The organism is Pseudomonas sp. KBN12P06040 (assembly GCF_037574965.1).
Classification (GTDB): domain Bacteria; phylum Pseudomonadota; class Gammaproteobacteria; order Pseudomonadales; family Pseudomonadaceae; genus Pseudomonas; species Pseudomonas aeruginosa.
In genome coordinates this window covers 2,115,619-2,140,603 of sequence record NZ_JBBELS010000001.1, presented here as the reverse complement: position 1 = coordinate 2,140,603, position 24,985 = coordinate 2,115,619, and the positions used below count along the sequence as shown (strand labels likewise).

Genomic DNA, 24,985 nt, shown 5'->3' with positions numbered 1-24,985 from the left:
GCGACCCCGCCTTATTGTGGTTGTTCGAGCGCGGCACCGTTCGCCGCAGCGAGGTGCACGCCGCCCTGGCCGACCAGGATCAGGTGGCCGTCGCCGGTGGCGCTGACGCCGGCCAGGGACAGCCGGTCGGGACGGTTGAACACGCTGAAGCTGCGCCCGCCGTCGGAGCTTTCGAGGACACTGCCGCCGTGGCCGACCACGACGATACGCCCGTCCGCCAGCAGCGCGCCGTCGGAGAGACCGAATTCCAGGTCGCCGGACGCCGCCTTCAGCGGTATCTCTTCCCAGCTGTCGCCGAAATCGGCGGAGCGGAACAGGTGGCCGCGCAGGCCGTAGACCAGCACGCCGCCCGCATCGGCGGTACCGATGGCGCCGAACAGCGAGCCCTCGTAGGGGCCTTCGAGTTTTTCCCAGGTGGCGCCCCAGTCCTTCGAGCGGAACAGACTGCCGGCTTCGCCGACCACCAGCAGGCCGTTGTCCTTGACCGCGGCGATGGCGTTGAGGTGGAACTGGTCCTCGTTGTCCAGGCGCTCGCTGACGTCTTCCCAGTGCTGGCCGCCGTCGCGGGTCTCCAGCAGCGCGCCATAGGCACCGACGGCCAGGCCGTGCTGTTCGTCGGCGAACCAGATGTCCAGCAACGGCGCTTCGCGGCCGAGGTCCTCGAACTGCCTGGTCCAGGTGCTGCCGGCGTCGTCGCTGACGAGGATCTGCGCATCGTGCCCGACCGCCCAGCCCTTGCGCTCGTTGACGAAGAACACCGAGGTGAGCAACTGGCGGGTCGGCACCTTGGCCTGGGTCCAGGTCTTGCCGTCGTCGTCGGAGAGCAGGATATGCCCACGGTCGCCGACCGCGACCAGCCGCTTACCGGCATGGGCGACGCTGAGCAGCAGGCTGCTGGCGGCCTTCGGCGATTCCACGGCGAATTGCGGCGGCGCGGCGGTTGGCGTCGACTCGGCCAGGACCGGGGTCGCGGCGAAGGTCAGAAGAGAAAGCGCCCCGAGAAACGACAGGGCCCTGCTGGCCAGGGGCGATCTGGAAGAAATGGCCGGATGCCGCGAAGCGTCCGCGGATTGGCCGGGCGAAGTGCGCCACGTCATGGGCTCACGCATGGATACCGTCCCCGTTGTTGTTATTAGTGGTTCGTGGTGAGCGTTATATAGCCAGCGTTTGGCGACGGAGACAATTGAAGCCACGTTATCTTTTGTTAAGCGTGTAAGCCGTCTGTAACGGGGGATCGGCGCCGCCCTCCTCCCCGGAGGGAAGCGGTCGGCGCCGGCGAGCGGAGCGATCAGCGGGTGCCGCGGCGGCGCAGGGCCGAGGGCTTGAAGTAGGAGTCGTCCGGTATCGCCTGGGTGAAGTCGATGGTACCCGGCTCCTCGTTGTCCAGGTTCTGCACGTGGTAGCGACGCGCCTGCAGGTCGTGGAACACGTCCAGCGCGCTCCAGGTGTACGGCAGGTCGTAGAAGTTCTTCAGGTAGGCCATGGACACCCGCCACAGTTCGCCGCGACCGTCGTACTGGTCGACCACCGCCGCGCTCCAGCTGTCCTCGTCGAGGTACAGGGTGCGTTTGGAGTAGATATGCCGCGCGCCCGGCTTCAGGGTACCTTCCACCACCCACACGCGGTGCAGTTCGTAGCGGGTGTATTGCGGATCGAGATGGCCCGGCTTGAGCAGTTCCTCGTACTTCACCTCGGGGCTGCTGACCTTGTAGTTGTTGTAGGGAATGTAGATTTCCTTCTTGCCCAGCAGCTTCCAGTCATAGCGGTCCGGCGCGCCGTTGAACATATCGGTGTCGTCGGCGGTGCGCAGGCCGTCGGCGGCGGCGATCGGCGTGTCGTAGGCAAGGTTCGGCGCACGCCGCACACGGCGCTGGCCGGCGTTGTAGCCCCAGGCCTGGCGCGGCTCCTTGACCTGGTCGAGGGTCTCGTGCACCAGCACCGCGCCGCCGGCCAGGCGCGCCGGGCTCTTGGTGAACGACAGGTAGTAGAACATCAGGTTGTTCAGGTCGGCGAAGCTGCCGCCCTTGAGGTAGTACTTGAACAGCGCTTCCTGCTGCGAGGTCACCAGCGAGTAGCTACCGTTGCGCTGTACCGCGACTTCCGAGGCGCGGCGCACGACATAGGTACCGCGGTAGCGGGCGACGTGGTTCCACAGCGCCTCCACGCCGCTCTTCGGAATCGGGAACGGCACCCCGCCATAGGCGTCGGCGAACCCGTTGCCGCCGTCCAGCAGCCTGGCGCTGGTGGCATTGGCGAAGGTGTTGTCGTACAGCCACTGCGGCGCCGAGCCGGAACGGCGACTGGGGTAGACCGGCATCCGGAAGCTGTCCGGGTAGGTCTTGAACAGCGCCAGTTGGCCCGGGGTCAGGTGTTCCCTGTACTGCTCCAGGTTGGCCTTGTCGATGGTGAACAGCGGCTTGTCCGCGGCGAACGGGTCCGGGTGGTGCTGGCCCGGCTTGTAGCCGGCCGGCGCCTGGGTGATGCCGCCGGTCCAGGCGGGAATGCTGCCGGCGGCGTTGCCGGCCTTCTCCGCGCCCAGCGGGGTGAGGCTCGACTTCAGTTGCGCCGCCTCGCCGGCGGAAACGCCGGCCAGCGCGCCGCCGCTGCCCAGTGCCAGCGCCAGGGAAGCGCCGATCAGCAGGTGCTTGTTCAACATGAGGGTTCTCCGTGTGAGGTGCCGGGCGCTCGCGGCGCCCGTGTCGTTATCGGTTCGGTCAGAAGGAGTACTTGACGGTCAGGCCGATGTTGTCGCGGTCGCGGATGTTGTTGTTCTGTCCGCCGCCGTAGAACTCGGTGTACTGCAGTTCGCCTTCCAGGCTGTTCAGGTAGGTGGCCTTGACCCCCAGGGTGTAGGCCTTGCGACCTTCGATGAAGTTGCCGGTCTGGTAGGAGTTGCCTTCGAAGTCGTCCTTGTAGACCACGTAGGGCGACACGTTGACCCCGGCGAACACGTCGTTCCAGGTGCCGCTGAGCAGCAGGGTGTAGCCGTAGGCGTTGCGGTTCACCTGGTCGCCACGGTCGCCGCCGGAAACGTACGAGCTGTTGCCGCGCCCGGCGTAGTAGCGGGTGCTGCCGTCATAGGCGGTGTACTTCAGGCTGCTGCCGCGCAGGTGTTCCGAGGCCAACTCGGCGACGCCGGTCAACGAGTCGAAGCTCAGTGACGGGCCGAAGTTGTAGATGGTCCCGAGGGAGGTGTTGAACGCCTCGACCCGCTCGTAGTTGTGGATCTGCCCGCCGAGGCCGACCATCTGCCCGCCGACGTTGATCTGCCCGCCGTTGGCGGCTTCCGCCGCACCGTGGGCGAGGTCGCCGATCAGGTCGTTGGTGGCGGCGATGCCGATCGGCAGGTTCGGCCGGTAGGCCAGCTCGCCGAACACCGAGGCGTCGCCCACCGTGGTGTTGAAGCTGAAGCCGTACATGCGGATGTCTTCGGCGAACTCGCGGCGGGCATTGATGTTGCCCATCACGTCGGCGGTCACCAGGCCGTTGGCCAGGGCTTCGGCGAGGTTACCGGCGATCGGCCGCAGGGTGTTGGCCAGCGCCGCCAGGTCGGCCCCGGCATAGTCGCCGATGTCGGCGTACAGGGTCGGCTCCTTGGAGTGGTAGTTGACGAAGTAGAAGCCGAACTCGGTGCTGTTCAGTTCCTCGGCGATGTAGCGGAAGGCCACGCCGAACTGGCCGTCGTTGCGCGCGTTGATGTCCTTGCCGATGGACGACACCTTCATCACGTTGCCGTAGGCCGGGGTCACGCCGTTGGCATAGAGGCCGGTGTTCTTCAGCGCGCCGCTGAGCAGCGGATTGTTGCCCAGCGCCTGGTACAGGCCGATGACGTTGCCGAAGCCGGGCACCGGGGTGTCCAGCGCGGTGCCGGTGAAGTCGCTGTAGCCGGTGTTGCCGCCGTCGGCGAACAGGTCGGTCTCGGAGAAGAAGGTTCCGACCGGGTCGAGGCGGGTTTCCTTCCAGTTCCACTGGTAGAAGGTTTCCATCGACAGGTTGTCGGTCAGGCCGATGTTGAAGCTCAGCGCTTCCACCGGCATCAGCACTTCCTTGAGCTCGGAACCGGGCAGGCGGTACTTGGCGGCGTCCACCGGGTTGGTGGTGTTGACCCCGCCACGGTAGAAGATGCCCTCGCCCCAGTTGAACACCTGGCGGCCGAAGCGCGCGCTCAGCGGCATGTTGCCGATGTCCCAGCTGCCGTAGACGTAGGCGTCGAGGATTTCCGCCTTGTGCCCGGCGATGTCGCGGGTCTGGCTGGTGAAACGGTCGTCGTGGGGATAGCTCTGGCTCGGCTGCGATGGATCGTTGTGGCTGTAGTAGTCGTTGCGCTTGTCCATGATCTGGGTGTCATAGAACGCCGTGCCGCGGATGAACACGCCATAGTTGCGCCAGGTCGCCTCCAGGTCCGAGGTGATCTTGTAGACCTCGGAAACCAGGCCGGTATCGAAGTTGCGGTTGCCGTCGTTGGTGTTGATGTCGTTGTTGCTCTTGTCCTGCCCCTGCACCCGCCACAGGGTGCCGTAGGACAGGGTGGTATCGAGCGAACCGGACACCTCGTTGTCGAGGAAGCTGAATTCGACGGCCTGGGCCTGGCCGCCCAGCAGCGGCAGCAGCCCGGCGAAGGCGAAGCCGGCCCGGGCCGGCGCGGAGCGCAGCCGGGGCTGGCGGTTGGGGATGTACATCGGGAACTCACTCCATGTGGTCATGCGTTGGGCGCCGCCACTGCGGGCGGTTCGCCGTTCGGCCGTTTCTCTGCGGCCTTGTTATGGGTGGTCGCGGCGTCACCGGCCTCGCGTCGACGAAAGGGAACCGCGCGACGAGGCAGTGCAACCGGGATGCCAATTCAACGGAATCCTCCAGGGAATTCAATGGATTGCGACAAAACAGGACTTCCTGCCAGATGACTGTTCATTCACTGACCAGAAAACAGGAAGTGTCCGACAAAACGCGCCAGGCGAATTCCGCCAATGGCGCGAAAAGTCCCTTCGCAGAGCCTGCGCAGGGTGGTTCGCGAAACACGATTAAGCGGGCTCCATCAATGGAAAACAGTGAAGCGATTCCCAGAAGTAACAAAGGGCGTTACCAGCCAGTGGCCAGTAACACCCTCTTCCGGGAGAAGCTGGCGGATCAGGCCAGGCTCTTGCTCACCACTTCGTAGACGTCGCTGGACAGCTCGCCGGAGGCCAGGATACGTTCCAGCTCGCCGCGCATCAGCGCCTGCCGCGCCTCGTCGTACTTGCGCCAGCGGGTCAGCGGCATCAGCAGGCGCGAGGCGATCTGCGGGTTGAGTGCGTTGAGCACGATCACCTGGTCGGCGAGGAAGCGATAGCCGGCGCCGTCAGGACGATGGAAGTTGACCAGGTTCTGGTTGGCGAACGCGCCGATCAGCGCGCGCACCTTGTTCGGGTTCTTCAGGGTGAAGGCCGGGTGCTGCATCAGCGCCTGGACCCGCTCCAGCCCGCCCGGCAGCGGCGAGCCGGCCTGCACGCTGAACCACTGGTCCATCACCAGCGGGTCGTCCTTGAAGTAGTCGGCGAACATGGCCAGGGCCTTGCCCTTCTCCGCCTCGAAGCCGGAATTGACCAGCACCGCCAGGGCGGTCAGGCGCTCGGTCATGTTGTCGCAGCCTTCGTACTGCTCCAGGCAGGCGGCGAGGATTTCCTCCCGGCCCGACAGCGACAGGTAGGACAGCGCGATATTCTGCAGGCTGCGCCGGGCGATGTGCGAGGCCTCGGCGAGGTAGGCGGTGTCGCGGGAAATCTTGCGGTTGGCCTGGTAACGCTGCCACAGCGGCTCGAACAGCGCTTCGCCGATACGCTGGCGGGCGAATTCGCGGGCGGCATGGATCGCGTCGACATCGGCGACTTCGCTGATCTCGGTGAGATAGGCCTCGCTGGGCAGCGAGAGCATCTCGGCGACCATCGCCTGGTCCAGCGCCTCGTCCGCCAGGAGGGTGCGGTAGGCCTCGATCAGGCGCGGGTCGAGTACCAGTTGCGCGCCGCGCTGGTGCTGGCCGATCAGCTCCTGCAGGACCTGCACCGAAAGCTGTTGGCCGGCCTCCCAGCGGTTGAAGCCGTCGCTGTCGTGCTGCATGAGGAACAGCAACTGGTCGCGGCTGTAGGGGAAGCTCAGTTTCACCGGCGCGGAGAAGCCGCGCAGCAGCGATGGCAGCGGCTGCTCCGGCACCTCGACGAAGACGAAGCGCTGCTCGGCCTCGGTCACCGCCAGCACGCGGTTGCCGCCCTGGGCCGCGGCCTCGCCTTCCAGGCGCAGCGGGAGTTCGTGGCCCTGGCCGTCGAGCAGGCCCAGCTCCAGCGGGATGACGAAGGGTTCCTTGCTCGGCTGGCCGGGAGTCGGCGGGCAGCTCTGGCGCACCGTCAGGGTGTAGCGGCGGGCGGCGGCGTCGTACTCGCCTTCCACCGCCAGGCGCGGAGTGCCGGACTGGCTGTACCAGCGCTTGAACTGGGTCAGGTCGACGCCATCGGCGTCTTCCATGGCCTTGACGAAATCGTCGCAGGTCACCGCCTGGCCGTCGTGGCGCTGGAAGTACAGGTCCGAGCCCTTGCGGAAGCCTTCGGCGCCGAGCAGGGTGTGGATCATCCGCACCACTTCCGAGCCCTTCTCGTAGACGGTCAGGGTGTAGAAGTTGGAAATCTCGATGAACGAGTCGGGGCGCACCGGATGCGCCATCGGCCCGGCGTCCTCGGCGAACTGGTTGGTGCGCAGGAAGGCGACGTCCTCGACGCGCTTGACCGTGCGCGAGTTCATGTCGGCGGAGAATTCCGAGTCGCGGAATACGGTGAAGCCTTCCTTGAGCGACAGCTGGAACCAGTCGCGGCAGGTCACCCGGTTGCCCGACCAGTTGTGGAAATACTCATGCGCCACCACGCCCTCGACCCGCTGGTGGGCGGCGTCGGTGGCGGTTTCGGCGCGGGCCAGGACGCAACTGGAGTTGAAGATGTTGAGGCCCTTGTTCTCCATCGCGCCCATGTTGAAGTCGTTGACCGCGACGATCATGAAGATGTCCAGGTCGTACTCGCGGCCGTAGACCTCCTCGTCCCAGCGCATCGACTTCTTCAGGCTGTCCATGGCGTGCTGGACCTTGTCGATGTTCTCCGGCTCGACGTAGATGCGCAGCGCCACGTCGCGCTGGCTCATGGTGCGGAAGCTGTCCTCGACGCACCAGAGGTCGCCGGCGACCAGGGCGAACAGGTAGGCCGGCTTCTTGAACGGGTCTTCCCAGGTCGCCCAGTGCCGGCCGTTGCCTTCGGAACCGCTGGCCACCGGGTTGCCGTTGGAGAGCAGCACCGGGTAGCGCTGCTGTTCGGCGCTGACGGTGGTGGTGAAGCGACTCATCACGTCGGGACGGTCGAGGTAATAGGTGATCTTGCGGAAACCCTCGGCCTCGCACTGGGTGCAGAACATCTTGCCGGACTTGTACAGGCCTTCCAGCGCAGTGTTGCTCTCCGGATGGATACGCACCGTGCTCCTGAGGACGAATTCGGCCTGCCGCGGTTGCACCCCGAGCTGCTCGTCGTCCAGCTGGTAGTCGTCCGCGCCGAGCGCCTGGCCGTCCAGTTCGAGCGCCAACAGCTCCAGTTGCTGGCCATGCAGCAACAGCGGCGGCAGGCCGGCGCCGCGCTCGGGGTTGCGCCGCAGCTTCAACTCGGCGTGCACCAGGCTGTGGTCTTCGAACAGTTCGAACTTCAGGTGGGTCTCGTCGATCAGGTAGTCCGGCGCCTGATAGTCCTTGAGGTGGATGACTTTCGGTTGCTCGGTGCGCATGGCTTGTGGCCCTTCTGCTCAGTGATGCACGGCGATCTGGTAGGCCGTGTATTTGCGAATGTTGATCACCCCGGTGTCGAGGATCAGGTACTGGCCCTTGATACCGCGAAGCGTGCCTTCGACGATAGGCGTTTTTTCCAGGTCGAGGCTGGCGACCTTGCTCGGGTAGGCCTCGACCGGGTAGGCGATCTCGAGCGGATCGAGATCGATAACCGGTTGGATCGCCTGCAGGCCGAAACGTTGCTGCAATTCGCGCAGGCCGTCGGCGCACTGGTCGAACAACTGCTCGCGGACTGCCGCCAGGTCGACCGGCTCGGCTTCGCCCTTGAGCATGGCCCGCCAATTGGTGCGGTCGGCGACCTGGCTGCGCAGCAGGTCTTCCACCAGGCCGGACTGCTGACGGGTGGCCACGCGCAGGATCGGCAGCGCCTGGCGCGCGCCCTGGTCGATCCAGCGGGTGGGAATCTGGCTGGCGCGGGTGATGCCGACCTTCACCCCGGAGGAGTTGGCCAGGTACACCACGTGGTCGGTCATGCAGAACCGCTCGCCCCACTCCGGTTCGCGGCAGGTGCCCTGCTCGTAGTGGCACTTCTCCGGGCTGACGATGCAACTGTCGCACTGCGCCAGCCGGGTGAAGCAAGGATAGCAATAGCCCTGGCTGAAACTCTTCTTCGTCTTGCGGCCGCAATGGGTGCAGAAGATGCTGCCGAGGTACTCCAGGCGCAGCGGCCGGCCGATCAGCGGGTTCACCGCGACTTCGCGGTCGTCGAGGCGGAAGGCGTATTGCACGGGAGCATTGCTTTCCAGGCGCGCCGTCATCTTGCTCAGCGCGCCGCGGGCGATTTCTTCCATCAGTGCACGGAGTCCGACTTGAACAGGATGTTCGGGATCGGCTCGTCGGAATGCGAGGAGCAGTGCTGCGGGCCCATGTAGCCGGTGCGCTCCTCCTCGGGGAGGTTCTGCAGCTCCCAGGCGATCACCGCCTGCAGGCAGAGTTCCTTCTGCTCCTGGGTCAGCTTGCGGCCGTCCGGCCACTTGCCGATCTCGATGGCCAGCTTGAGGTTCTGGTAGATCTCTGGAGTGATGTTCTCGATCGCTTGGTTGAAGGACGACATGGCCGGCTCCGGTGAAAAGGCGTACCGGCCATTCTACCGGGCCGGGGCCGGCGGCGCACATCGAAGCTGCCGCAGCCCCTCGCTCAACGGCGACGCCGCGCCAGCAGGCCGCCCAGCAAACCGCTGAGGCAACCGACCAGCAACCCGCCAACGTGCGCGCCGTTGGCGATGGAGCCGAAACCGAGCAGGTCGATCACCCCGGACAGGCACACCAGCAGCCAGATCAGCATCATCGCCACGACGCCCCTGGGCAGGCGATAGGCCTGGTTCGGCGCCAGGTACTGGAAGATCCAGCAGTGCCCGAGCAGGCCATAGAGCACCCCGGACAACCCGCCGAACAGGCTGGCGCCGCTCACCGCGTACTGCACCACGTTGGACACCAGGCCGAACAGCAGGGTCAGGCCGAGCAGCATCGGGCCGCCCTGGCGGAATTCGATGCGCCGGCCCAGCTCCCAGAACCACATGGCGTTCATCGCCAGGTGCAGCCAGCCGAAGTGGATCAGCATCGGCGTGAACAGCCGCCACCATTGACCCGCCGCCAGGCTCTCGGCCAACGGCGTGAACAGCGCGTACTGGCCCTGGATACGAAAGTCCTGGAAGGTCAGCCAGCGCATCGTCGCGAAGTTGTCGCCAAGGTAGGTGACGGCGGCGACGACGAAGGTCAGCAGCAACACCGCGGCGGTCATCGGGCTCATCCGCAGTTGCCGGACGAAACCCTGCCCCGCCGGTCGCGGCGCGGCCTCCAGGGTCGCCTGCGGATCGCCTTCGGGATAACGCCGGTACAACTCGCGGACCTGCTCGGCGAGCCGCTCGTCGGGCACCCAGAGGACCTGCTGGCCGGATTCCTCGCTGACCCGGTGCGGCACGTTCAGACGCCGCAGCAGGCCGACGAAGCCGGCCAGGTCGACCGACAGGGGAAACTTCAGGACCTGCACCGCGCTCACTCGTCAGCCTCCGGCCGCTTCACTTCGACCCAGACGAACTTGTGCCGGTCCAGGCGGGTTTCCTCATCCAGGCGATAGGCCGCCAGCTTGCCGTACATCACCGCGCTGTAGTCCAGGCAGGCCAGGTTCGGCCGGATCGGTGCCGGCGTGCCGCGTCGCCAGTAGTGGCCGACGAACAACAACGGTTCGTCGGCGCCGTAGGTCAGCAGGCTGGACTTCTGCTCCTCGCTGAGCGGCTCGCGGGCGATCGCTTCGGGCAATGCGTCGGGCTGGAAGACGATATCGCCGTAGGTGCGCGGCGCCTCGTCCTCGACCCAGAACTTGGTGCGGAAGAAGGCGCGCGTATAGCCATCGCTGCTGGTCAGGGTGGCGCCGTGCGGCAGGCGCATGTCGGTGCCGCGCAGCAGGCGGTTGCAGGCCAGGTCGGCGAAGCTGCCGGGCTCCGCCGACTCCTGCAGGAAGGCTTCGCTGATCCGCCCGTCGGGGAACTGCCGGCGCAGGGTCGCGATCAGCTCGCCGTCCCAGCAGGCATGGACCATGCGGAAGCGCCCGGCATCGAGGAACAGCGGCAGTTGCTGGAACCAGCCGAGGAAGTCGCGCCAGTCGGCATCGTGGCCCTCGAACTGCTCGAGGGTCTCCTTGATCAGCCGGGCATGCCGCGGCGTATGCTCGCGGACGTACTGGCGGCCGCTGCCGGGCGCCGCCGGGGTGCTCCAGCCGAGCGCGTTGAATTCGTGGTTGCCCATGATGCACAGCGCCTCGCCGGCGTCGACCATCGCGTGCACCCGGTGCAGGGCCTCGCGGATGCGCGGGCCGCGGTCGACGATGTCGCCGAGGAACAGCGCCTGGCGCCGCGGATGGCGCCAGACGCCGCCCTGCAGGCGGTAGCCGAGCAGGTCGAGGAGGCGGTCCAGGGTATGCGCGCAGCCGTGGACATCGCCGATCAGGTCGTAGCCAAGTCCGGGGTCGAGTTGCATCAGTCGCCTCCGCCCAGGCGGCTGCCCCAGCCGAGCTTGGTCCGGCAGATCTCGTAGTAGTTGTGGTCGATGGGGTGGATCAGGCGCAGCTTCTGCGGCTTCTTGCTGATCGTCACGGTATCGCCGGGGGCGCAGGTGAAATGGTTCTGCCCGTCGCAGGAGACCTGCGGGTAGATCTGCATGTTCGGCGACACGACGATCTTCAGCTCGCTGTTGCCGTCCACCACGATCGGGCGGCTGGAAAGCATGTGCGGGTACATCGGCACGATGACGATGGCATCCAGCTTCGGATGCATGATCGGACCACCGGCGGACAGCGCGTAGGCGGTGGAACCGGTGGGCGTGGCGACGATCAGGCCGTCGGCCTTCTGGCTGCAGACGAACTGGCCGTCGATATACAGCTCGAACTCGATCATCCGGGTCGACTTGCCCGGGTGCAGGACCACGTCGTTGAGCGCATCGCCCTGCCCCATCGAGTCGATACCGCGACGCACCTGGGCATCGAGGAGGAAGCGGCTCTCGACGATGTACTGGCCGTCCAGCACCTCGCCGACCTTGACCTCCAGTTCGTCCGGACGGATGTCGGTGAGGAAGCCCAGGCTACCGCGGTTGATCCCCAGCACCGGCACCTTGTGCCGGGCCAGCGCGCGGGCCGCGCCGAGCATGCTGCCATCGCCGCCGACCACCACCACCAGGTCGCAGATCTCGCCCATGATCTTCCGCGAGCAGGTCTGCAGGCCGTGTCCGGGCAGGACTTCGGCGATGGTGTCCTCGAGGATCACATGCAGGTGGCGATCGATCAGGAATTTCTTCAGCCGGCGGATGGTGTCCAGCACCTGGGTGCTGCCGAGGCGGCCGATGATGCCGATATTGCGAAAGGGTTCCATGCGGTTCCTGCGAAAAGCTGGCGGGCGGGATAGAGCGGATTATGGGCGAAAGCCGCGGACAGCGGCAAACCCGCGCATGTACGGGAAATCGCCGCGAGTGGCGCAACCCGGCTAACCTCTGAGTATGACGCTGCTGACCGAATTGCTCGACGAATTGCGCCACCCGGCCGTCCGCGACCTGGCCTGGACCCTGCTCGCCCCGCCGTTGCTGCGCCGGACCCCGGAGCCGCAGCGCCATCCGCTCGCCGCCAGCCGCTGGCGCCAGGAACCGGAGCGCCTGGCCGCCTGGTTGCGCGAACAGGAGCGACAGCCGCAGCACCTCGCCGCCTGGCTCGCGCAATGGCCACGGCAGCGTCTCGGCCTGTACTACGAACATCTCTGGCAATTCGCCCTGGAACAGGCCCCGGACGTGCGCCTGATCGCCGCCAACCTGCCGGTGCGCGACGGCGGGCATACCCTTGGCGAACTCGACCTGCTGCTGCGGGACGACGACGGCATCCACCACCTGGAACTGGCGATCAAACTCTACCTGGGGCCCCAGTCCGGCCCCGGCGACTGGCTCGGGCCCGGCGGCCAGGACCGCCTGTCACGCAAGCTGGAACACCTCTGCCGACACCAGTTGCCGCTGGCGGCGACCCGCGAGGGTCGCCAGGTGCTGGCCGCCCATGGCGCCGAATCGGCCGTTTCCGCATTGTGGCTGAGCGGCTACCTGTTCCATCCCTGGCCCGGGCCGGGCAGCCTGCCCGCCGACATCGAGCCACGGCATCTGCGTGGCCGCTGGCTCCGCCAGCGCGACTGGCCGGCGTACCTGGCCAGCCTGGCCGGACCGCAGGCCGGGCAGCATTGGCTGCATCTGTCGCGCGAGCACTGGCTGGCGCCGGCCATGCGGCGGCAGGACCCGCTCGACCCACCGCGCGACGGCGCCTGCTGGAACATCGCCTTCGCCGGCGAGGCACGTCCGCAAATGCTGGTAAGGGTGGTGCCGCGCGACGGCTACTGGGTAGAGGCCGAGCGCCTGTTCCTGGCCAGCGACGACTGGCCGCCGGGGCTCAGCCTGTGGGGTAGCGCGCGCCAGGCCGCGGATGCCTGATCAGAGCAACGCCAGCAAACGCTCCTGCAATGCCCGGCGGCCCTGCAGGCCTCCGCTGTGCAGCGCCACCAGCCGGCTGCCGCGAGCCACCGCGCCGCTCTCCACAGCCTCGCGCAGGGCGAGCAGCAGCTTGCCGGTGTACAGCGGTTCGAGGGCGACGCCGCTGGCCGTCTCGAACTCGACGATGAACCGCGCCAATCGCCCATCGAGGCGGGCGAAACCACCACGGCTGGCGTCCAGCAGGCGATAGCCGGCATCGGCCCAGCCCGCCTCGGCAAGGGTCGCCGCGACCTGGGCGGCGACGCCATGGTCCTCCGGCACCGCCAGCGCGCCCACCACGGGATGCCGCCCGGCCTCGCCGAGCACCAGGCCGGCCAGTGTCGTGCCGGTACCGGCGGCCACCCAGATCGCGTCGTAATCGTCCCAGCCGAGCGTCGGCAACTGGGTCGCTATGCGCTCCACCAGCCCGATGCAACCGCGCGCGCCCAGCAGCCCGCCACCGCCCTCGGCGACCGGCAGCAAGCCTGGGTAACGTTCCCGCCAGGGAAGCCAGAAGCCGGCGGCATGCCGCTGGCGATAGCCGCCGTAGCCGAGCCAGTGCAGTTCCATGCCGAGACTGCGCAGGTCGCGCACCGTCGGCGTATCGACTTCGTGTCCGCGCAACAGGCCGACGCAACGGAAACCGAAACGCGCGCCGGCGCCGGCCAGCGCGTGCAGGTGGTTGGAGTGGGCGCCGCCGAGGCTGATCAGGCCGTCCAGCCCCTGCTCGCGGGCCAGCGCCAGGTGTGGCGCGAGCTTGAACCCCTTGTTGCCGGAGATCAACGGATCGGCCTGGTCCAGGCGCAGCAGCGCCAGTTCGACCCCGGCCCGTTGCAGCCAGTCGAGTTCGAGACGCTGCAAGGGTGTATGCGGTGACCAGTGGGGAAACGGCAAGGAGTCAGCTCACGGTGCGCAGGCGCCCCGTGGTCTTGTGCCGGGCGCAGCAGTTGGTGTCGCCGGCGACGAAGCGCGCCGGGTTGTCGACCCGGTCGAGCGGCAGGTTGCAGCGTTCGCCGCCGGGCAGCAGCGCCTCGCAGCGCGGCTGCTGGAAGTGGTCCAGCCACTGGCGGTACTGGCTCTCGGAGACGAAGCACTTGGCCGCCGCGTAGGCCAGCGGATTGTCCTGGTAACGCGGGATGTCCTGCAAGGGGATGGTCAGGTGCCCGGCGCCGGGATGGTAGGCGACGAATACCACGCCCTGGCCGGATAGACGCTCCAGCAGTTGCTCCGGCCCCTGGGCGGCCAGACGGTCGCGCTCGGCGCGCAGCTCGGCCAGTTCCTGCTCCAGTTGCTGGTCCAGCTCGTTGCGGTAGGCCAGTTCGACGTCGCGGATCGAGACCTGCTCCTTGTAGCCGGCCACCGCCACCGCCACCCGAGCCTCCAGTTCGTCGGCGAACTCCGAGCGCAGCAGGTCGGTCTCGTTGCGCCCCTGGTTCTCGATGAAACGCAGTTGCCGGGTCAGTTCCTCGCGGTTGCGCTGGAACTGCTCGCCCTGCTCCAGCAGACGCTGCTGCAACTCGGCGTTCTCCCGCGCCTGCCGTTCCAGGGCCTGTTTCAGGCTGAGCACTTCGCTGCGCAGGATGTCCAGTTGCCCGCGGGCGTCCTGTTCGCGCCTGGCCAGTTCCTCTTCGTGCTGCCGGGCGAGCCCGGCCAGGCGCTGCTCCTGCTGCCGGGCCAGGGCGGCGAGCTGTTGCCGCTGCTGCTTGACCAGTTGCGCCAGGCGCGCCGCCTGCTCGTCCTCCTGCTTGCGCGGAGGCTCCGCGGGCGCTGCCTTTGGGGCGGCGGGACCGGCGGCGTACCATTGTTCTTCGGCGGCCATCTGCAGCCGCTGCGGCTCCACCGAGGCAGGCTCCTCGTCCACCAGCAGGCCGAGCTGGTTGCGCCTGAGCGCGTCGCGGATGAGTACGAAATGGTTGCGTCCGGCGCTGCTCTCCGGGTCCCACAGGTGCATCTGGTGCCAGGACACCGGGCACTGGCTGCGACAGGCCAGGCGGATCGGCCCGCCGCCCATGTCGGGGCCGCGTCCGGCGCGTTCGGCGAGGTTGCGCAGAGGCAGGTTCCAGCCGGTGTCGGCGCCGCCCTGCTCGTCGAAATCGAGATAGAAGAACACCGCTGCCCGCGCCTGCAGGCGCGGATTGATCAACACATAGGCCAGGTGCATCTGCCGGTCGGCGTATTCCGGCATGCGTACCAGACCATCGAGCAGCGCCTCGAATTCGGGATACAGCATTTCCTTGCAGACGCCGCTGTCGTTGAAGAACAGCACGGCCTCCGCCATCTGTGGCTTTTTCTGCATGCTCATCGCTAACCCTCGAACGCCTGGCGAGGCGGCCCGCATCCGGCAGTACCCATCTGGCATGTCACCTGAAAAACAGGCGCTATCTCGTTGTTCGGGCAAGTCTAGGGGAAAAAATGTCGCGGGCAATGTGACTGGGTTGGCAGACACCCGGGCGATGCCGGACGGCCCGCCGAGCGGTAGGGGAAATTGTGAAGCGGTCGGGTTTTGAGCGGACGGAGATCACCGTGGCAGAGCGCCACCGTTCACCAAACCGGTGCGCAGCGCCCCGCCGCGCCGACGAGCGCGGACAGGGACGATACGCAGAACCTGTGCGAGCTGGAGAAAAGCCGTTTTCAACGCAGTTTCTCCGCTACGTAACAGATCGCGGACAGGTTCTCAGAGTTCGGCAGCCAGGCGCGAACCCTGGTTGATGGCGCGCTTGGCATCCAGCTCGGCGGCGACATCGGCGCCGCCGATCAGGTGCACGCTCCGGCCGGCCGCCAGCAGGCCGTCCTGCAACTCGCGCAGTGGGTCCTGGCCGGCGCAGACGATCACGGTATCCACCGGCAGCACCTGCGGCTCGCCCTCGGCAACGCGGATATGCAGGCCGGCGTCGTCGATCCCGAGATACTCCACGGCATTCACCATCTGCACCTGCTTGTTCTTCAGGCCGGCGCGATGGATCCAGCCGGTGGTCTTGCCGAGGCCGTCGCCGACCTTGCTCTTCTTGCGTTGCAGGAGGAACACCTGGCGCGCTGCCGGATGCACCTCGGCCTTGACCCCGGCGATGCCGCCGCGGGCCTCCAGGCGGGTATCGATCCCCCACTCCTTCCAGAACGCTTCGCGCTCCAGGCTGGTGGACGGACCGGCATGGGTGATGAATTCGGAGACGTCGAAGCCGATGCCGCCGGCGCCGATCACCGCCACCTTGCCGCCCACCGGCTTGCGCTCGAGGATCGCGTCCAGGTAGCTGATCACCTTCGGATGCTCGATGCCGGGGATCGCCGGCGTGCGCGGGACGATGCCGGTGGCGAGGACGATCTCGTCGTAGCCGCCCGCGACCAGATCGTCCACGCCGACCCGGCGGTTCAGGTGCAGCTCGACGCCGGTGCTCTCCAGCTTGTTGCGGAAGTAGCGCAGGGTCTCGTGGAACTCTTCCTTGCCGGGAACCCGCTTGGCCACGTTGAACTGCCCGCCGATCTCGCCGGCGGCGTCGAACAGGCTGACCCGGTGCCCGCGCTCGGCGGCCACGGTGGCGGCGGCCAGGCCGGCCGGACCGGCGCCGACCACGGCGATCTTCTTCGGCCTGGCGGTGGGAATGTAGTTCAGCTCTGTTTCGTGGCAGGCGCGCGGGTTGACCAGGCAACTGGTCAGCTTGCCGCCGAAGGTGTGGTCGAGGCAGGCCTGGTTGCAGCCGATGCAGGTGTTGATCCGTTCAGCGTGGCCGGCGGCGGCCTTGTTGACGAAGTCCGGGTCGGCGAGGAACGGCCGGGCCATGGAGACCATGTCGGCATCGCCCTCGGCCAGGACCTTCTCCGCCACCTCGGGAGTGTTGATGCGGTTGGTGGTGATCAGCGGGATGCCGACCTCGCCACGCAGCTTGGCGGTGACCTTGGTGAAGGCCGCGCGCGGCACCTTGGTGGCGATGGTCGGGATGCGCGCCTCGTGCCAGCCGATACCGGTGTTGATCAGGGTCGCGCCGGCCTTCTCGACGGCCTTGGCCAGCAGCACGATCTCGTCCCAGCTGCTGCCGCCCTCGACCAGGTCGAGCATGGACAGGCGATAGATGATGATGAAGTTCGGCCCCACCGCCTCGCGCACCCGGCGGACGATCTCCACCGGCAGGCGCATGCGGTTCTCGTAGCTGCCGCCCCAGCGGTCGGTGCGCTGGTTGGTGTGCTGCACGAGGAACTGGTTGATGAAGTAGCCTTCCGACCCCATGATCTCGACGCCATCGTAGCCGGCGACCTGGGCCAGGCTGGCGCAGTTGACGAAGTCGGCGATCTGCTTCTCGATGCCTTCCTCGTCGAGTTCCTTGGGCTTGAACGGATTGATCGGCGCCTGGATCGCGCTCGGCGCCACCTGCTTCGGGCTGTAGGCGTAGCGGCCAGCATGCAGGATCTGCATGCAGATCTTGCCGCCCGCCTCGTGCACCGCCTGGGTCACGATCCTGTGCTTCTCCGCCTCTTCCGGCGTGCTCAGCTTGGCCGCGCCGGAATACACGCCGCCCTCTTCGTTCGGGCCGATGCCGCCGGTGACCATCAGGCCGACGCCGCCACGGGCGCGTTCGGCGAAATACGCCGCCATGCGCTCGAAGCCTTGCGGCTTCTCTTCCAGACCGGTGTGCATGGACCCCATCAGGGTGCGGTTGCGCAGGGTGGTGAAGCCGAGGTCCAGCGGGGCGAGCAGGTGCGGATAGGGAACGGCGGCGGTCATCGGGGGTCTCCACATCGGGCGAAACGCGTTCACGGATATGCCGCGGCCTCGGGCGCAATGCGCGGGACGGGCAGCGGTCGGTATGGCGACGACTCTAAGGAGCGCCACCGGAGCGCTCAATGATCCTAAATGACAAGTTACTGATCGGAATGCACAGGGATGCTTGGCAAGCCGACGCCACTCCCCTACCCTGTGGGCTGCCTTGGAGACCCGCATGCGCAAGCTGATCTTCCTGATCCTCATCACCCTCTTCGCCGCCTACGCCGGCTGGGCCGAACGCCGCCCGGTAGGCCACTACCTGTCCGACCTGCGCAGCCAGGTCAGCGTGGTCCAGGGCCAGCCCGGCGAGCGCGGCAACCTGCTGGCGGTCCAACCGGAACTGTTCACGCCGGACTACCAGAGCGCCGAACGGTTGCAGCTGAAATTCCACGCCTACCTGGAAAATGCCCGCCGCCAGGGCCTGCTCAACGAGCGCACGGTGGTGGTGTTCCCCGAGCATGTCGGCACCTGGCTGGTGGCCAGCGGCGAGAAGCCCGAGGTCTATGCCGCCGCCGACTGGCCCACGGCGATGGACTGGATGGCCGCGAGCAACCCGCTGAAGGTGGCGCGCGGCTGGATCACCGCGCGCGGCGATCAGCGTCTCACCGACACCCTGTTCCGGATGAAGGCGGTGGACATGGCCCACGACTACCAGACCCTGTTCGGCGGGCTCGCCCATGATTTCAAGGTGACGGTGGTCGCCGGCTCCATCGTCCTGCCCGACCCCGAGGTCGAGGACGGCGAGCTGCGTCCCGGCACCGGCCAGCTGTACAACGTCAGCCTGACCTTCGGTCCCGACGGCCGGCCGCTCGGCCAGCCGCAACGCAAGGTGTTCCCGACCCGCCACGAACTGAGCTACCTCAACAACGGTCGCGGCGAGCGCCTGCAGGTGCTGGATACGCCGGCAGGACGCCTGGGCGTGCTGATCGGCACCGACAGCTGGTACCCGGACACCTACGCCACCCTGGTCGAACAGCGCGTCGAACTGCTGGCGATCCCCGCCGCCCTGAACCAGAGCGGTCGCTGGCAGCAACCCTGGCCCGGCTTCGATGCCGAGCTGGTTCCCGGCGACGTGCGCCTGGCGCCGAACAGCCTGAGCAACGCCGAGGCCTGGCAGCGCCTGGCGGTCGGCGAGCGCCTGCTGGCCAGCGGTGCACGCGGCGCCGCCGTGGCCTTCGCCCATAGCCGCCTGTGGAACGTCACCGAAGACGGCCAGAGCCTGCTCGGCTCGCCGCAGGGCATGCGCCAGGCCAATCCCGTCGGCGGTGCGCAACTGGTCAATCTCTGGCTATGAGCGCGCCCCGGGTTCGCCTCGGCGACCTCTCGGTCGGCTTCGTCCAGGCGCTGGCCGACGCCCTGCTCGCCGCCGGCGTCGAGCCCGCGCCACTGCTCGAACAGTACGGCCTCGACCAGCGGCGCCTGGCCGAACCCGGGGCGCGCCTGTCGATCCCTCGCTACATGCGCCTCGGCCATGCCGCCATACAGCTCAGCGGCGACCCCGCCCTCGGCCTGCAGATGGGCCGCCTGAGCCGTCTCGGACAGATGGGCCTGGCCGGCGTCAGCGTCGCCCAGGCGCCCAACCTGCGCGCCGCCGCGCGGGCAATGATCCACCTGGAACCGCTTTACGCGCAGAACTACCGGGGCCAGTCGAGCCTGGTGGAAGACGCCGGCGGCGCCTGGCTGCGCTTCTATTCGATCAGCCCTTACAACGCCTACAACCGCTTCGTCGTCGATTCGGTGCTGGCAGGCTGGATCAGCCATCTCGGCGCCCTGGCAAGGCAGCCGTTGAAAGCGGAGCGGGTGGAGATCGAATATCCAGCGCCGCCTTGGGCCGAGCGCTACGAGGCATTCTTCGGCTGCCCGGTGGAATTCGGCGCGCCGACCAACCAGTTGCGCCTGAGCCAGGCCAGCCTGGCCCTGGCGAATGCCGAGCACTGTCCGAGCACCTGGAACCAGATGCTGGAACTCTGCAACCGCGAACTGGAGCAGTTGACCCGCACCCGCAGTTGGCGCGAGCGCGTCAGCCGCCTGCTGGGGCCGATGCTCAATGGCCGCGAGCCGGACCTCGAGGAAGTCGCCGCGCGCCTCAAGTTGCCGACCTGGACCCTGCGGCGCAAGCTGGCCGAGGAAGGCACGCAGTTCCGCAGCATCCTCAACGACACCCGCCGCGACCTGGCGATGGTCTACATCCGCGAGACCGACCTGGCTTTCGGCGAAATCGCCTACCTGCTCGGCTTCGCCTCGGCGGAAGCCTTCCAGCGCGCCTTCAAGCGCTGGAGCGGGCAGACGCCCGGCGAATTCCGCCGCGCCCAGCGACAGAGCGCCTGATCACATCTCGGTGGCGTCGTCCGCCGGCTCCGGCAGGTCGCATTCGGCGGCATGCTGCTCCAGCAGTTCTTCCTGGTAGTCGTCCATCGCGGATCACCTTTCGTTCGTCTGTGTCTTTCAGCTGTAGACGAGGAAGATGACAGCGGGATTACCGCGCGCGGACCGACGGAGCAGGAAACCCGGCAAACAAGGAGAAAACGGAAGGCGCAGGGGACGACGGAAACGAAAAAAGCGGCCATTGGCCGCTTTCTTCGTGGCTCACCCCGCCTCGGCGTGGTGAAGATGTATGGCGCAGCGGACGGGACTCGAACCCGCGACCCCCGGCGTGACAGGCCGGTATTCTAACCGACTGAACTACCGCTGCGCGTCGGCTGGGCAAGATGCCCGGTAAAGCGACTTCCTCTCGTTGCAGCCTGGCTGCCCGCCTTCTGGCGGAAGACGGCGAGTTCGGGGTGGTGAACTCGGGAGGGGAAGTGAATGGCGCAGCGGACGGGACTCGAACCCGCGACCCCCGGCGTGACAGGCCGGTATTCTAACCGACTGAACTACCGCTGCGCGTAACTTGCGAGATTGGTGGGTGATGACGGGATCGAACCGCCGACCCTCTGCTTGTAAGGCAGATGCTCTCCCAGCTGAGCTAATCACCCTTCACTCTCGAAGTGGGGCGCATTCTACCGACCGAAAAACCTAAGTCAATGCCCTGATTGAATTTTTTTTGAAATTTCGGCGATCGCCTGTCGCCAAGGTCGGCGCCGGGGCCCATGCCGGCCCCAGCCACGGGCCGCTCACTCGACCCGCAGGCTCAGGCGCGCCGAGACCCGGCCGTCGACCTGGCGGTCCAGGCCGGCCTCCGCCACCTGCACGCCCTGCCCGTTCAACTGCTCCAGCCAGGGCAGCAGCTTGGCGAATGGCGCCGGCTGCAGGGCCACCTGCACGGCGCCCTCGCCTTCGTTGTCGAGGCGCTCGACACTCAGTCCGGCCTGGGCCGCCGAAGCCGTGACCATGCCCTGCAGCGCCGCCGGGTCGATCTGCGCCTGTGGCGCCGCGGCATCGGCCTGGCGCACGTTGGGCGCCTGCTGCTGGATGTAGGCATGCAGCGCGCGCTGTTCGGTGAAGTACTGCCGCGCCGACTGCAGATGGCGCTCGGCCGGGCGCCACAGCGCCAGGTAGAGCACCACCAGCAGGAGGAACGCACCGAGCCAGAGCAGCGCCAGGCGGTCCCGCGCCGGCAGCCCGCGCCAGCGGATCGCCAGCTGCGAGGTTTCCGCCTGGGCCCTGAGGCGCTCGTGGAATTGCGTCATCACCTTCATCTCAACCTCCTATCACCAGGCGCGCGCTGACCGTCGAGCCATCGCGGCTGGCCGAACCCAGCTGCACCGCCAACCCGGACTCGCTGAGACGCGAACGCAGCCGTTCCAGCACGTCGAAACCGGGAGCCCGCACCTGGAGGGCGACGTCACCGCGAGCGGCGCTGAAGTCCAGTTGCTCGACGCTCACCGTTGGCTCGCCGCCGATCACCGTGGCGGCCTGGCCAAGCAGGCCGAGCAACTGACCTTCGCCGCCGCTGCTGGCGCTGTCGGCCAGGTGCTGGTCGAACTGCGCGCGCAGGTTGATCAGCTTGCGGTCCTCGGGAAACAACTGGCGGTAGAGCTCTGCGCTCTGCGCCGCGTAGCGGTCGCCTTCGCGCTGCAACTGCCAGGCCTGGACCAGGGTAAAGCCCCATTGCAACACCAGCCACAGCCCGACCAGCCCCAGCAGCGGCCGCCAACGGCGCCACTGGCTGCTCTGCTGGCGCGCGGCGAACTCGGCCTGGGCCAGGTCGGTGCCCAGCGGCTGCTCGCTCAGCCAGACGTGCGGATTGCCCGCCAGGGCCTGGACTTCCACTCCCTCCGGGGGCGCCACCTCCTGCGCGGCGAAGGCCCGCTGCGGCGGCGGGCAACTGTCGCGCAGTACCGGCCAATCCTCGCTGCCGCAGGCCAGGCGTACGGCGCCGCTGCCGCCGAGCAACCAGCGCTCTTCCAGCCAGAACAGGCAACTGCCCTCGCCCGGCAGGCAATCGGCATCGACATGCAGCGAAGCCGGCGCCTTGCCCGCGCCCTCGGCCAGCGCCAGCCAGGCGGCGAGCCAGGTGCGCTGCACGGCGAATACCCGGTGGCGGCCGTCGGCCAGCGCCGGACCAAGGGCAAGGTGCATCTGCTCGACATCGTCGGCCAGTTGTTCCTCCACCGCGAACGGCAGCGACTGGCGCAACCAGCGCGCCTTCTGCGTAGGCAGGTTCACCGCGCAGGCGGTCACCGCCTCCACCGGCAGGTACAGCCGCCAGGGCGCACGGATTTCCGCCAGCGCCTGGGCGAACGGCGCGCGCCGGCACTCGCCATCCTGCACCCACCATACCGCCAGTTCCCCATCGGCCCCCGCCGTGCTGGCGGGCGGCAGGAACAGCGCACTCACTCCACTCATCGCTCGTCCTTCTTCCAATCGTCGCCGCCCGTCGACGGGATGGGCAGGCCGCCCTGCCCCATGTCGCGGGCCATCACGCGTATCTTGCCGTCCTTGCCCCGCTGCAAGGTACTCACCAGCACCTGCCGGCGGTCGCCCAGGCTGACCTCGCTGATCACCTGGAAGTAGCGGGTGCCGACGGCAAAGTTGACGTTACTTGCCTTTGATCCCAACTCGTTCAGGTGCTTGCTGAACTCAGTCTTCTCCTGGAAGCCTTCTCGCCCACGAGCCGCCACGATGTTTTCCGCCTGTCCCGGATCGATCTCGAACATGGCGGCCAGCACCGGCACGCTGGCAGTGTTCACGTTCAGCGGCGCATCTTCGGGCAAGGCGCTGACGAACGGCAGCAGGCGTCGATAGTCGGCTTCCGACAATTTCAGCAGGCGCAGCTCGGACACGTCCTTGAAACTGCGGTTGGCGGCGCGGTAGGCCGGCGCCTCCAGCAGGTACTGGTTGTCCTCGGCGCCTTGCTCGCCCTGCGGATTCTGGTCGGCGTCGAGCCAGTCGGCCAGCCGGTCCGGCAAGCCCTGGACGATCTCTTCCTTCATCCCCAGGGTGGCCAGCAGGCGACGGAACTGCTTCACCGAATCCGGCTTGACCTTGCGCTTGCGCACCAGTCCGTTGAGGTTGAAACGCCCGCTGGGGTCCTCGATCCGCACCCGCAGCTCGCCGCCGTCATCCAGCTTGAACGGCGTCATCGGTCGCGCCCAGGCCTCGCCCAGGTGGTCCACCGGCTCGCGGGTATTCTCGCCGCCCTGGCGCAGGTCGCGGCGCAGCACCGCTTCCGCCAGGCGTTCGCCGCCCAGCGCATAGTGCCAGGCCTGGCGCACGTGCAACTGGTTGGCGCTGCTGCGTATCGCCAACTGCTGGCGGATGATCAGCCCGGCGCAGACGATGGTCACCACCGCCACCACCAGCAGAACGGTAATCAGCGCGACGCCGCTCTGCCCGCGCCTCATTCCGGCGCCCCCGGCATGCCTTCCGGCGGCTGCGGCACCCCGCCCTCGCCGTTCTCGCCATTCTCGCCGCCCGGCTGGCCCTGCGGCTGGTCCTGCTTGAGCGGCGGATCGAGCAGACGCCAGACGCGCACCAGCTTGCCGTAGTGGCGGTGCTCCAGAGTCATCTCCACCGCCAGCGGCAGGCTTTCCAGGCGCTCCTCCTCGCTGCCTTCGTCGGTCGGCCAGTGGCCCTGCCAGTTGTGCTCCTTGTCGAGGAAGCGCCAGCTCAGCGCGGTAACCCCGTCCAGCACCTGCTGCACCCGTGGCTTGCTGTCCTGGGCGCGGTCCAGAACCAGCCAGTAGCGGCGTTCGAGGGTCTCCCCGGACAGCGACCAGCGCACCCGCTGCAGGCGCGAGCGCGCCTGGCCGAGCGGGTTGCGCCAGCCGCCACGGGTGAATTCGACGATCTGGTCGTTCTCGCCCTCGCTGAGGAAGGCGCCACGGTTATCGCCCAGTTCGTCGCGTACCGGACGTTCGACCGCCTGGGTCAGGTCGCGCTCCAGGGCGCCCATCGCCCGCACCAGCTCGCGCATGCGCTGCTCCTGCACGCGAGTCGCCTGGTCGGTCTGCATCACGCTGTCGAACATGCGGTAGGTGGCCAGGGCCAGCAGGGCGAAGATGGCGATGGCGATCAGCAGCTCGAGCAGGGTGAAGCCCCGCTGTAGCCTCATGGCTGGCTCCCGAGGAAACCGACGAGGCGCGCCGCGGCGCGTTCCTCGATGCTGCCACGCTCGCGGCCAAGGGGCTTCGCCGCGACCCAGACGATCACCCGCCGCATATCCTGCTCGGCGGTGCTGTCGACCTGGGTGCGCCACTCCCAGCGGCGCCCGGCGAACTCCAGCTCGCCCTGGTTGCGGCCGCTGGAGGGCGGCGTCTGTTCCAGTTGCAATTCGTTGAGACGGTTGTCGGCGATCCACATCGCCAGGGTCTTGTCTTCCAGTCGCGAGGCGTTCTGCAGGCTGCGCGCGCTGGCACTGAGCACGCTGGCCGCGACCATGGCGAAGATCGCCAGGGCCACCAGCACTTCCAGCAGGGTGAAACCACGCGCGCGCCTCATCGCCGCGCCACCTCGACCCGTGGCAGGCGGAAACCGTCGCTGCTCAGCGACAACGCCCGCCCCTCGGGTCCGCGCTCGGCCAGGCGCAGGCGGAACGGGCTGAGTTCGCCACTGGAAAGGATCAGCAATTGCGGCTGATCGGTGCCTTTCTTCTGCTCCTTCTCGCCCTTGCTGCCGGCCAGCACCAGCGGCTGGCCGTCCAGCTCGAAGGTCAGCTCCGCCCACTCCGGCAGGCGGTGGCTGTCGCGCGCCACCGGCAACCAGCGCGCCTTCGCTTCGTCGTAGCGCAGCACCTGATAGGCATCGCGCTCCAGGCGCAGGCCGTACTCGCGGTTGTCCAGCACGGCCTCGTCGGTCAGCACGCCGATCAGCCCGGCGAGCCGCTCGGCCTCGCTGTCCAGCTCCCGCGAGGTGCTGGCGAAGCCGGTGCTGAGCACCGCCAGGCCGATCAGCACGCTGATGATGACCATCACCACCATCAGCTCGATGAGGGTGAAGCCGCGTGAAGCCTGCATG

The 24,985-nt window shown here is 67.6% G+C and carries 21 protein-coding genes and 3 tRNA genes; 3 read left to right on the top strand and 21 right to left on the bottom strand.

Going from position 1 to position 24,985, the window contains the following annotated elements:
• Positions 1-11 precede the first annotated feature (11 nt).
• The 9 genes from VQ067_RS10145 to VQ067_RS10105 all read right to left on the bottom strand — a co-directional run bounded on the left by VQ067_RS10145 (position 12) and on the right by VQ067_RS10105 (position 11,705).
• A complete protein-coding gene (locus VQ067_RS10145; protein ID WP_023111556.1) occupies positions 12-1,109 on the bottom strand; it encodes a WD40/YVTN/BNR-like repeat-containing protein in 1,098 nt (365 codons plus the stop codon).
• Positions 1,110-1,288: 179 nt separating this feature from the next.
• Complete coding sequence (locus VQ067_RS10140) at positions 1,289-2,656, bottom strand: DUF1329 domain-containing protein (RefSeq protein WP_003091320.1); 1,368 nt, start codon at positions 2,654-2,656, stop codon at positions 1,289-1,291.
• A 58-nt stretch (positions 2,657-2,714) separates the two neighbouring features.
• The gene (locus VQ067_RS10135; RefSeq protein WP_003110074.1) at positions 2,715-4,679 is read right to left on the bottom strand and encodes a DUF1302 domain-containing protein; all 1,965 of its coding nucleotides are present in this window, start codon (positions 4,677-4,679) and stop codon (positions 2,715-2,717) included.
• Positions 4,680-5,124: 445 nt separating this feature from the next.
• Positions 5,125-7,782, bottom strand: coding sequence for an aminopeptidase N (gene pepN, locus VQ067_RS10130; RefSeq protein ID WP_042852711.1), 2,658 nt, complete (start codon positions 7,780-7,782; stop codon positions 5,125-5,127).
• Between the two features lie 18 nt (positions 7,783-7,800).
• Positions 7,801-8,634 carry a DUF2797 domain-containing protein gene (locus VQ067_RS10125; RefSeq protein WP_003091329.1) on the bottom strand — a complete coding sequence of 278 codons (834 nt, stop codon included), beginning with the start codon at positions 8,632-8,634 and terminating at the stop codon, positions 7,801-7,803.
• The gene (locus VQ067_RS10120) at positions 8,634-8,897 is read right to left on the bottom strand and encodes a YeaC family protein (protein WP_003104989.1); all 264 of its coding nucleotides are present in this window, start codon (positions 8,895-8,897) and stop codon (positions 8,634-8,636) included. Before VQ067_RS10120 ends, VQ067_RS10125 begins: the two co-directional genes overlap by 1 nt.
• 83 nt (positions 8,898-8,980) lie before the next feature.
• Positions 8,981-9,841 carry a rhomboid family intramembrane serine protease gene (locus VQ067_RS10115; protein ID WP_003091333.1) on the bottom strand — a complete coding sequence of 287 codons (861 nt, stop codon included), beginning with the start codon at positions 9,839-9,841 and terminating at the stop codon, positions 8,981-8,983.
• Entirely contained in the window at positions 9,838-10,818 is a 981-nt protein-coding gene (locus VQ067_RS10110; RefSeq protein ID WP_033938054.1) for a metallophosphoesterase, read from the bottom strand. The genes VQ067_RS10115 and VQ067_RS10110 overlap by 4 nt, the downstream gene beginning before the upstream one ends.
• Entirely contained in the window at positions 10,818-11,705 is an 888-nt protein-coding gene (locus tag VQ067_RS10105) for an NAD(+) kinase (protein WP_003104985.1), read from the bottom strand. Before VQ067_RS10105 ends, VQ067_RS10110 begins: the two co-directional genes overlap by 1 nt.
• Positions 11,706-11,829: 124 nt before the next feature.
• Here VQ067_RS10105 and VQ067_RS10100 point away from each other — a divergent pair, with 124 nt between their 5' ends.
• Positions 11,830-12,795 (top strand): DUF1853 family protein, encoded by a 966-nt coding sequence (locus VQ067_RS10100; protein ID WP_010793219.1) that lies wholly within the window; start codon positions 11,830-11,832, stop codon positions 12,793-12,795.
• On the opposite strand, the gene VQ067_RS10095 is transcribed toward VQ067_RS10100, so the two are convergent.
• The 3 genes from VQ067_RS10095 to VQ067_RS10085 form a co-directional block, all read right to left on the bottom strand.
• Complete coding sequence (locus VQ067_RS10095; protein WP_023094586.1) at positions 12,796-13,695, bottom strand: 1-aminocyclopropane-1-carboxylate deaminase/D-cysteine desulfhydrase; 900 nt, start codon at positions 13,693-13,695, stop codon at positions 12,796-12,798. It lies immediately after the preceding gene.
• A gap of 37 nt (positions 13,696-13,732) precedes the next feature.
• The gene (locus VQ067_RS10090) at positions 13,733-15,172 is read right to left on the bottom strand and encodes a chromosome partitioning protein ParA (protein WP_074241308.1); all 1,440 of its coding nucleotides are present in this window, start codon (positions 15,170-15,172) and stop codon (positions 13,733-13,735) included.
• Between the two features lie 336 nt (positions 15,173-15,508).
• Positions 15,509-17,548, bottom strand: coding sequence for an NADPH-dependent 2,4-dienoyl-CoA reductase (locus VQ067_RS10085; protein WP_003110070.1), 2,040 nt, complete (start codon positions 17,546-17,548; stop codon positions 15,509-15,511).
• A gap of 214 nt (positions 17,549-17,762) precedes the next feature.
• Here VQ067_RS10085 and VQ067_RS10080 point away from each other — a divergent pair, with 214 nt between their 5' ends.
• Complete coding sequence (locus tag VQ067_RS10080; protein WP_033990420.1) at positions 17,763-18,881, top strand: carbon-nitrogen hydrolase family protein; 1,119 nt, start codon at positions 17,763-17,765, stop codon at positions 18,879-18,881.
• Positions 18,878-19,915 carry an AraC family transcriptional regulator gene (locus tag VQ067_RS10075; protein WP_003130614.1) on the top strand — a complete coding sequence of 346 codons (1,038 nt, stop codon included), beginning with the start codon at positions 18,878-18,880 and terminating at the stop codon, positions 19,913-19,915. Before VQ067_RS10080 ends, VQ067_RS10075 begins: the two co-directional genes overlap by 4 nt.
• Positions 19,916-20,202: 287 nt before the next feature.
• On the opposite strand, the gene VQ067_RS10070 is transcribed toward VQ067_RS10075, so the two are convergent.
• The 9 genes from VQ067_RS10070 to xcpU all read right to left on the bottom strand — a co-directional run bounded on the left by VQ067_RS10070 (position 20,203) and on the right by xcpU (position 24,984).
• Positions 20,203-20,279: transfer RNA gene (locus VQ067_RS10070), tRNA-Asp, on the bottom strand.
• A 114-nt stretch (positions 20,280-20,393) separates the two neighbouring features.
• Positions 20,394-20,470 (bottom strand) — tRNA-Asp (locus VQ067_RS10065).
• Between the two features lie 16 nt (positions 20,471-20,486).
• Positions 20,487-20,562 (bottom strand) — tRNA-Val (locus VQ067_RS10060).
• 138 nt (positions 20,563-20,700) lie between these two features.
• Positions 20,701-21,225: a GspM family type II secretion system protein XcpZ gene (gene xcpZ / locus VQ067_RS10055; protein ID WP_003091369.1), complete on the bottom strand. Its 525-nt coding sequence runs from the start codon at positions 21,223-21,225 to the stop codon at positions 20,701-20,703.
• A gap of 1 nt (position 21,226) precedes the next feature.
• Positions 21,227-22,375 carry a GspL family type II secretion system protein XcpY gene (gene xcpY / locus VQ067_RS10050; RefSeq protein WP_023100918.1) on the bottom strand — a complete coding sequence of 383 codons (1,149 nt, stop codon included), beginning with the start codon at positions 22,373-22,375 and terminating at the stop codon, positions 21,227-21,229.
• Complete coding sequence (xcpX, locus tag VQ067_RS10045; RefSeq protein WP_003138522.1) at positions 22,372-23,373, bottom strand: GspK family T2SS minor pseudopilin variant XcpX; 1,002 nt, start codon at positions 23,371-23,373, stop codon at positions 22,372-22,374. The genes xcpY and xcpX overlap by 4 nt, the downstream gene beginning before the upstream one ends.
• Entirely contained in the window at positions 23,370-24,083 is a 714-nt protein-coding gene (xcpW, locus tag VQ067_RS10040) for a GspJ family T2SS minor pseudopilin variant XcpW (RefSeq protein WP_003110067.1), read from the bottom strand. The genes xcpX and xcpW overlap by 4 nt, the downstream gene beginning before the upstream one ends.
• On the bottom strand, positions 24,080-24,469 hold the full coding sequence (xcpV, locus tag VQ067_RS10035) for a GspI family T2SS minor pseudopilin variant XcpV (RefSeq protein ID WP_003091373.1): 390 nt from the start codon (positions 24,467-24,469) through the stop codon (positions 24,080-24,082). Before xcpV ends, xcpW begins: the two co-directional genes overlap by 4 nt.
• Positions 24,466-24,984 (bottom strand): GspH family T2SS minor pseudopilin variant XcpU, encoded by a 519-nt coding sequence (xcpU, locus tag VQ067_RS10030; RefSeq protein ID WP_003110066.1) that lies wholly within the window; start codon positions 24,982-24,984, stop codon positions 24,466-24,468. The genes xcpV and xcpU overlap by 4 nt, the downstream gene beginning before the upstream one ends.
• Position 24,985: the final 1 nt, after the last annotated feature.

Bases quoted from the DNA above. Each gene is read 5' to 3' on its own strand.
- VQ067_RS10145 (WP_023111556.1), bottom strand. From the start codon at position 1,109: ATGCGTGAGCCCATGACGTGGCGCACTTCGCCCGGCCAATCCGCGGAC.
- VQ067_RS10140 (WP_003091320.1), bottom strand. From the start codon at position 2,656: ATGTTGAACAAGCACCTGCTGATCGGCGCTTCCCTGGCGCTGGCACTG.
- VQ067_RS10135 (WP_003110074.1), bottom strand. From the start codon at position 4,679: ATGTACATCCCCAACCGCCAGCCCCGGCTGCGCTCCGCGCCGGCCCGG.
- pepN (WP_042852711.1), bottom strand. From the start codon at position 7,782: ATGCGCACCGAGCAACCGAAAGTCATCCACCTCAAGGACTATCAGGCG.
- VQ067_RS10125 (WP_003091329.1), bottom strand. From the start codon at position 8,634: ATGGAAGAAATCGCCCGCGGCGCGCTGAGCAAGATGACGGCGCGCCTG.
- VQ067_RS10120 (WP_003104989.1), bottom strand. From the start codon at position 8,897: ATGTCGTCCTTCAACCAAGCGATCGAGAACATCACTCCAGAGATCTAC.
- VQ067_RS10110 (WP_033938054.1), bottom strand. From the start codon at position 10,818: ATGCAACTCGACCCCGGACTTGGCTACGACCTGATCGGCGATGTCCAC.
- VQ067_RS10105 (WP_003104985.1), bottom strand. From the start codon at position 11,705: ATGGAACCCTTTCGCAATATCGGCATCATCGGCCGCCTCGGCAGCACC.
- VQ067_RS10100 (WP_010793219.1), top strand. From the start codon at position 11,830: ATGACGCTGCTGACCGAATTGCTCGACGAATTGCGCCACCCGGCCGTC.
- VQ067_RS10090 (WP_074241308.1), bottom strand. From the start codon at position 15,172: ATGCGGGCCGCCTCGCCAGGCGTTCGAGGGTTAGCGATGAGCATGCAG.
- VQ067_RS10085 (WP_003110070.1), bottom strand. From the start codon at position 17,548: ATGACCGCCGCCGTTCCCTATCCGCACCTGCTCGCCCCGCTGGACCTC.
- VQ067_RS10080 (WP_033990420.1), top strand. From the start codon at position 17,763: ATGCGCAAGCTGATCTTCCTGATCCTCATCACCCTCTTCGCCGCCTAC.
- VQ067_RS10075 (WP_003130614.1), top strand. From the start codon at position 18,878: ATGAGCGCGCCCCGGGTTCGCCTCGGCGACCTCTCGGTCGGCTTCGTC.
- xcpZ (WP_003091369.1), bottom strand. From the start codon at position 21,225: ATGAAGGTGATGACGCAATTCCACGAGCGCCTCAGGGCCCAGGCGGAA.
- xcpY (WP_023100918.1), bottom strand. From the start codon at position 22,375: ATGAGTGGAGTGAGTGCGCTGTTCCTGCCGCCCGCCAGCACGGCGGGG.
- xcpX (WP_003138522.1), bottom strand. From the start codon at position 23,373: ATGAGGCGCGGGCAGAGCGGCGTCGCGCTGATTACCGTTCTGCTGGTG.
- xcpW (WP_003110067.1), bottom strand. From the start codon at position 24,083: ATGAGGCTACAGCGGGGCTTCACCCTGCTCGAGCTGCTGATCGCCATC.
- xcpV (WP_003091373.1), bottom strand. From the start codon at position 24,469: ATGAGGCGCGCGCGTGGTTTCACCCTGCTGGAAGTGCTGGTGGCCCTG.
- xcpU (WP_003110066.1), bottom strand. From the start codon at position 24,984: ATGCAGGCTTCACGCGGCTTCACCCTCATCGAGCTGATGGTGGTGATG.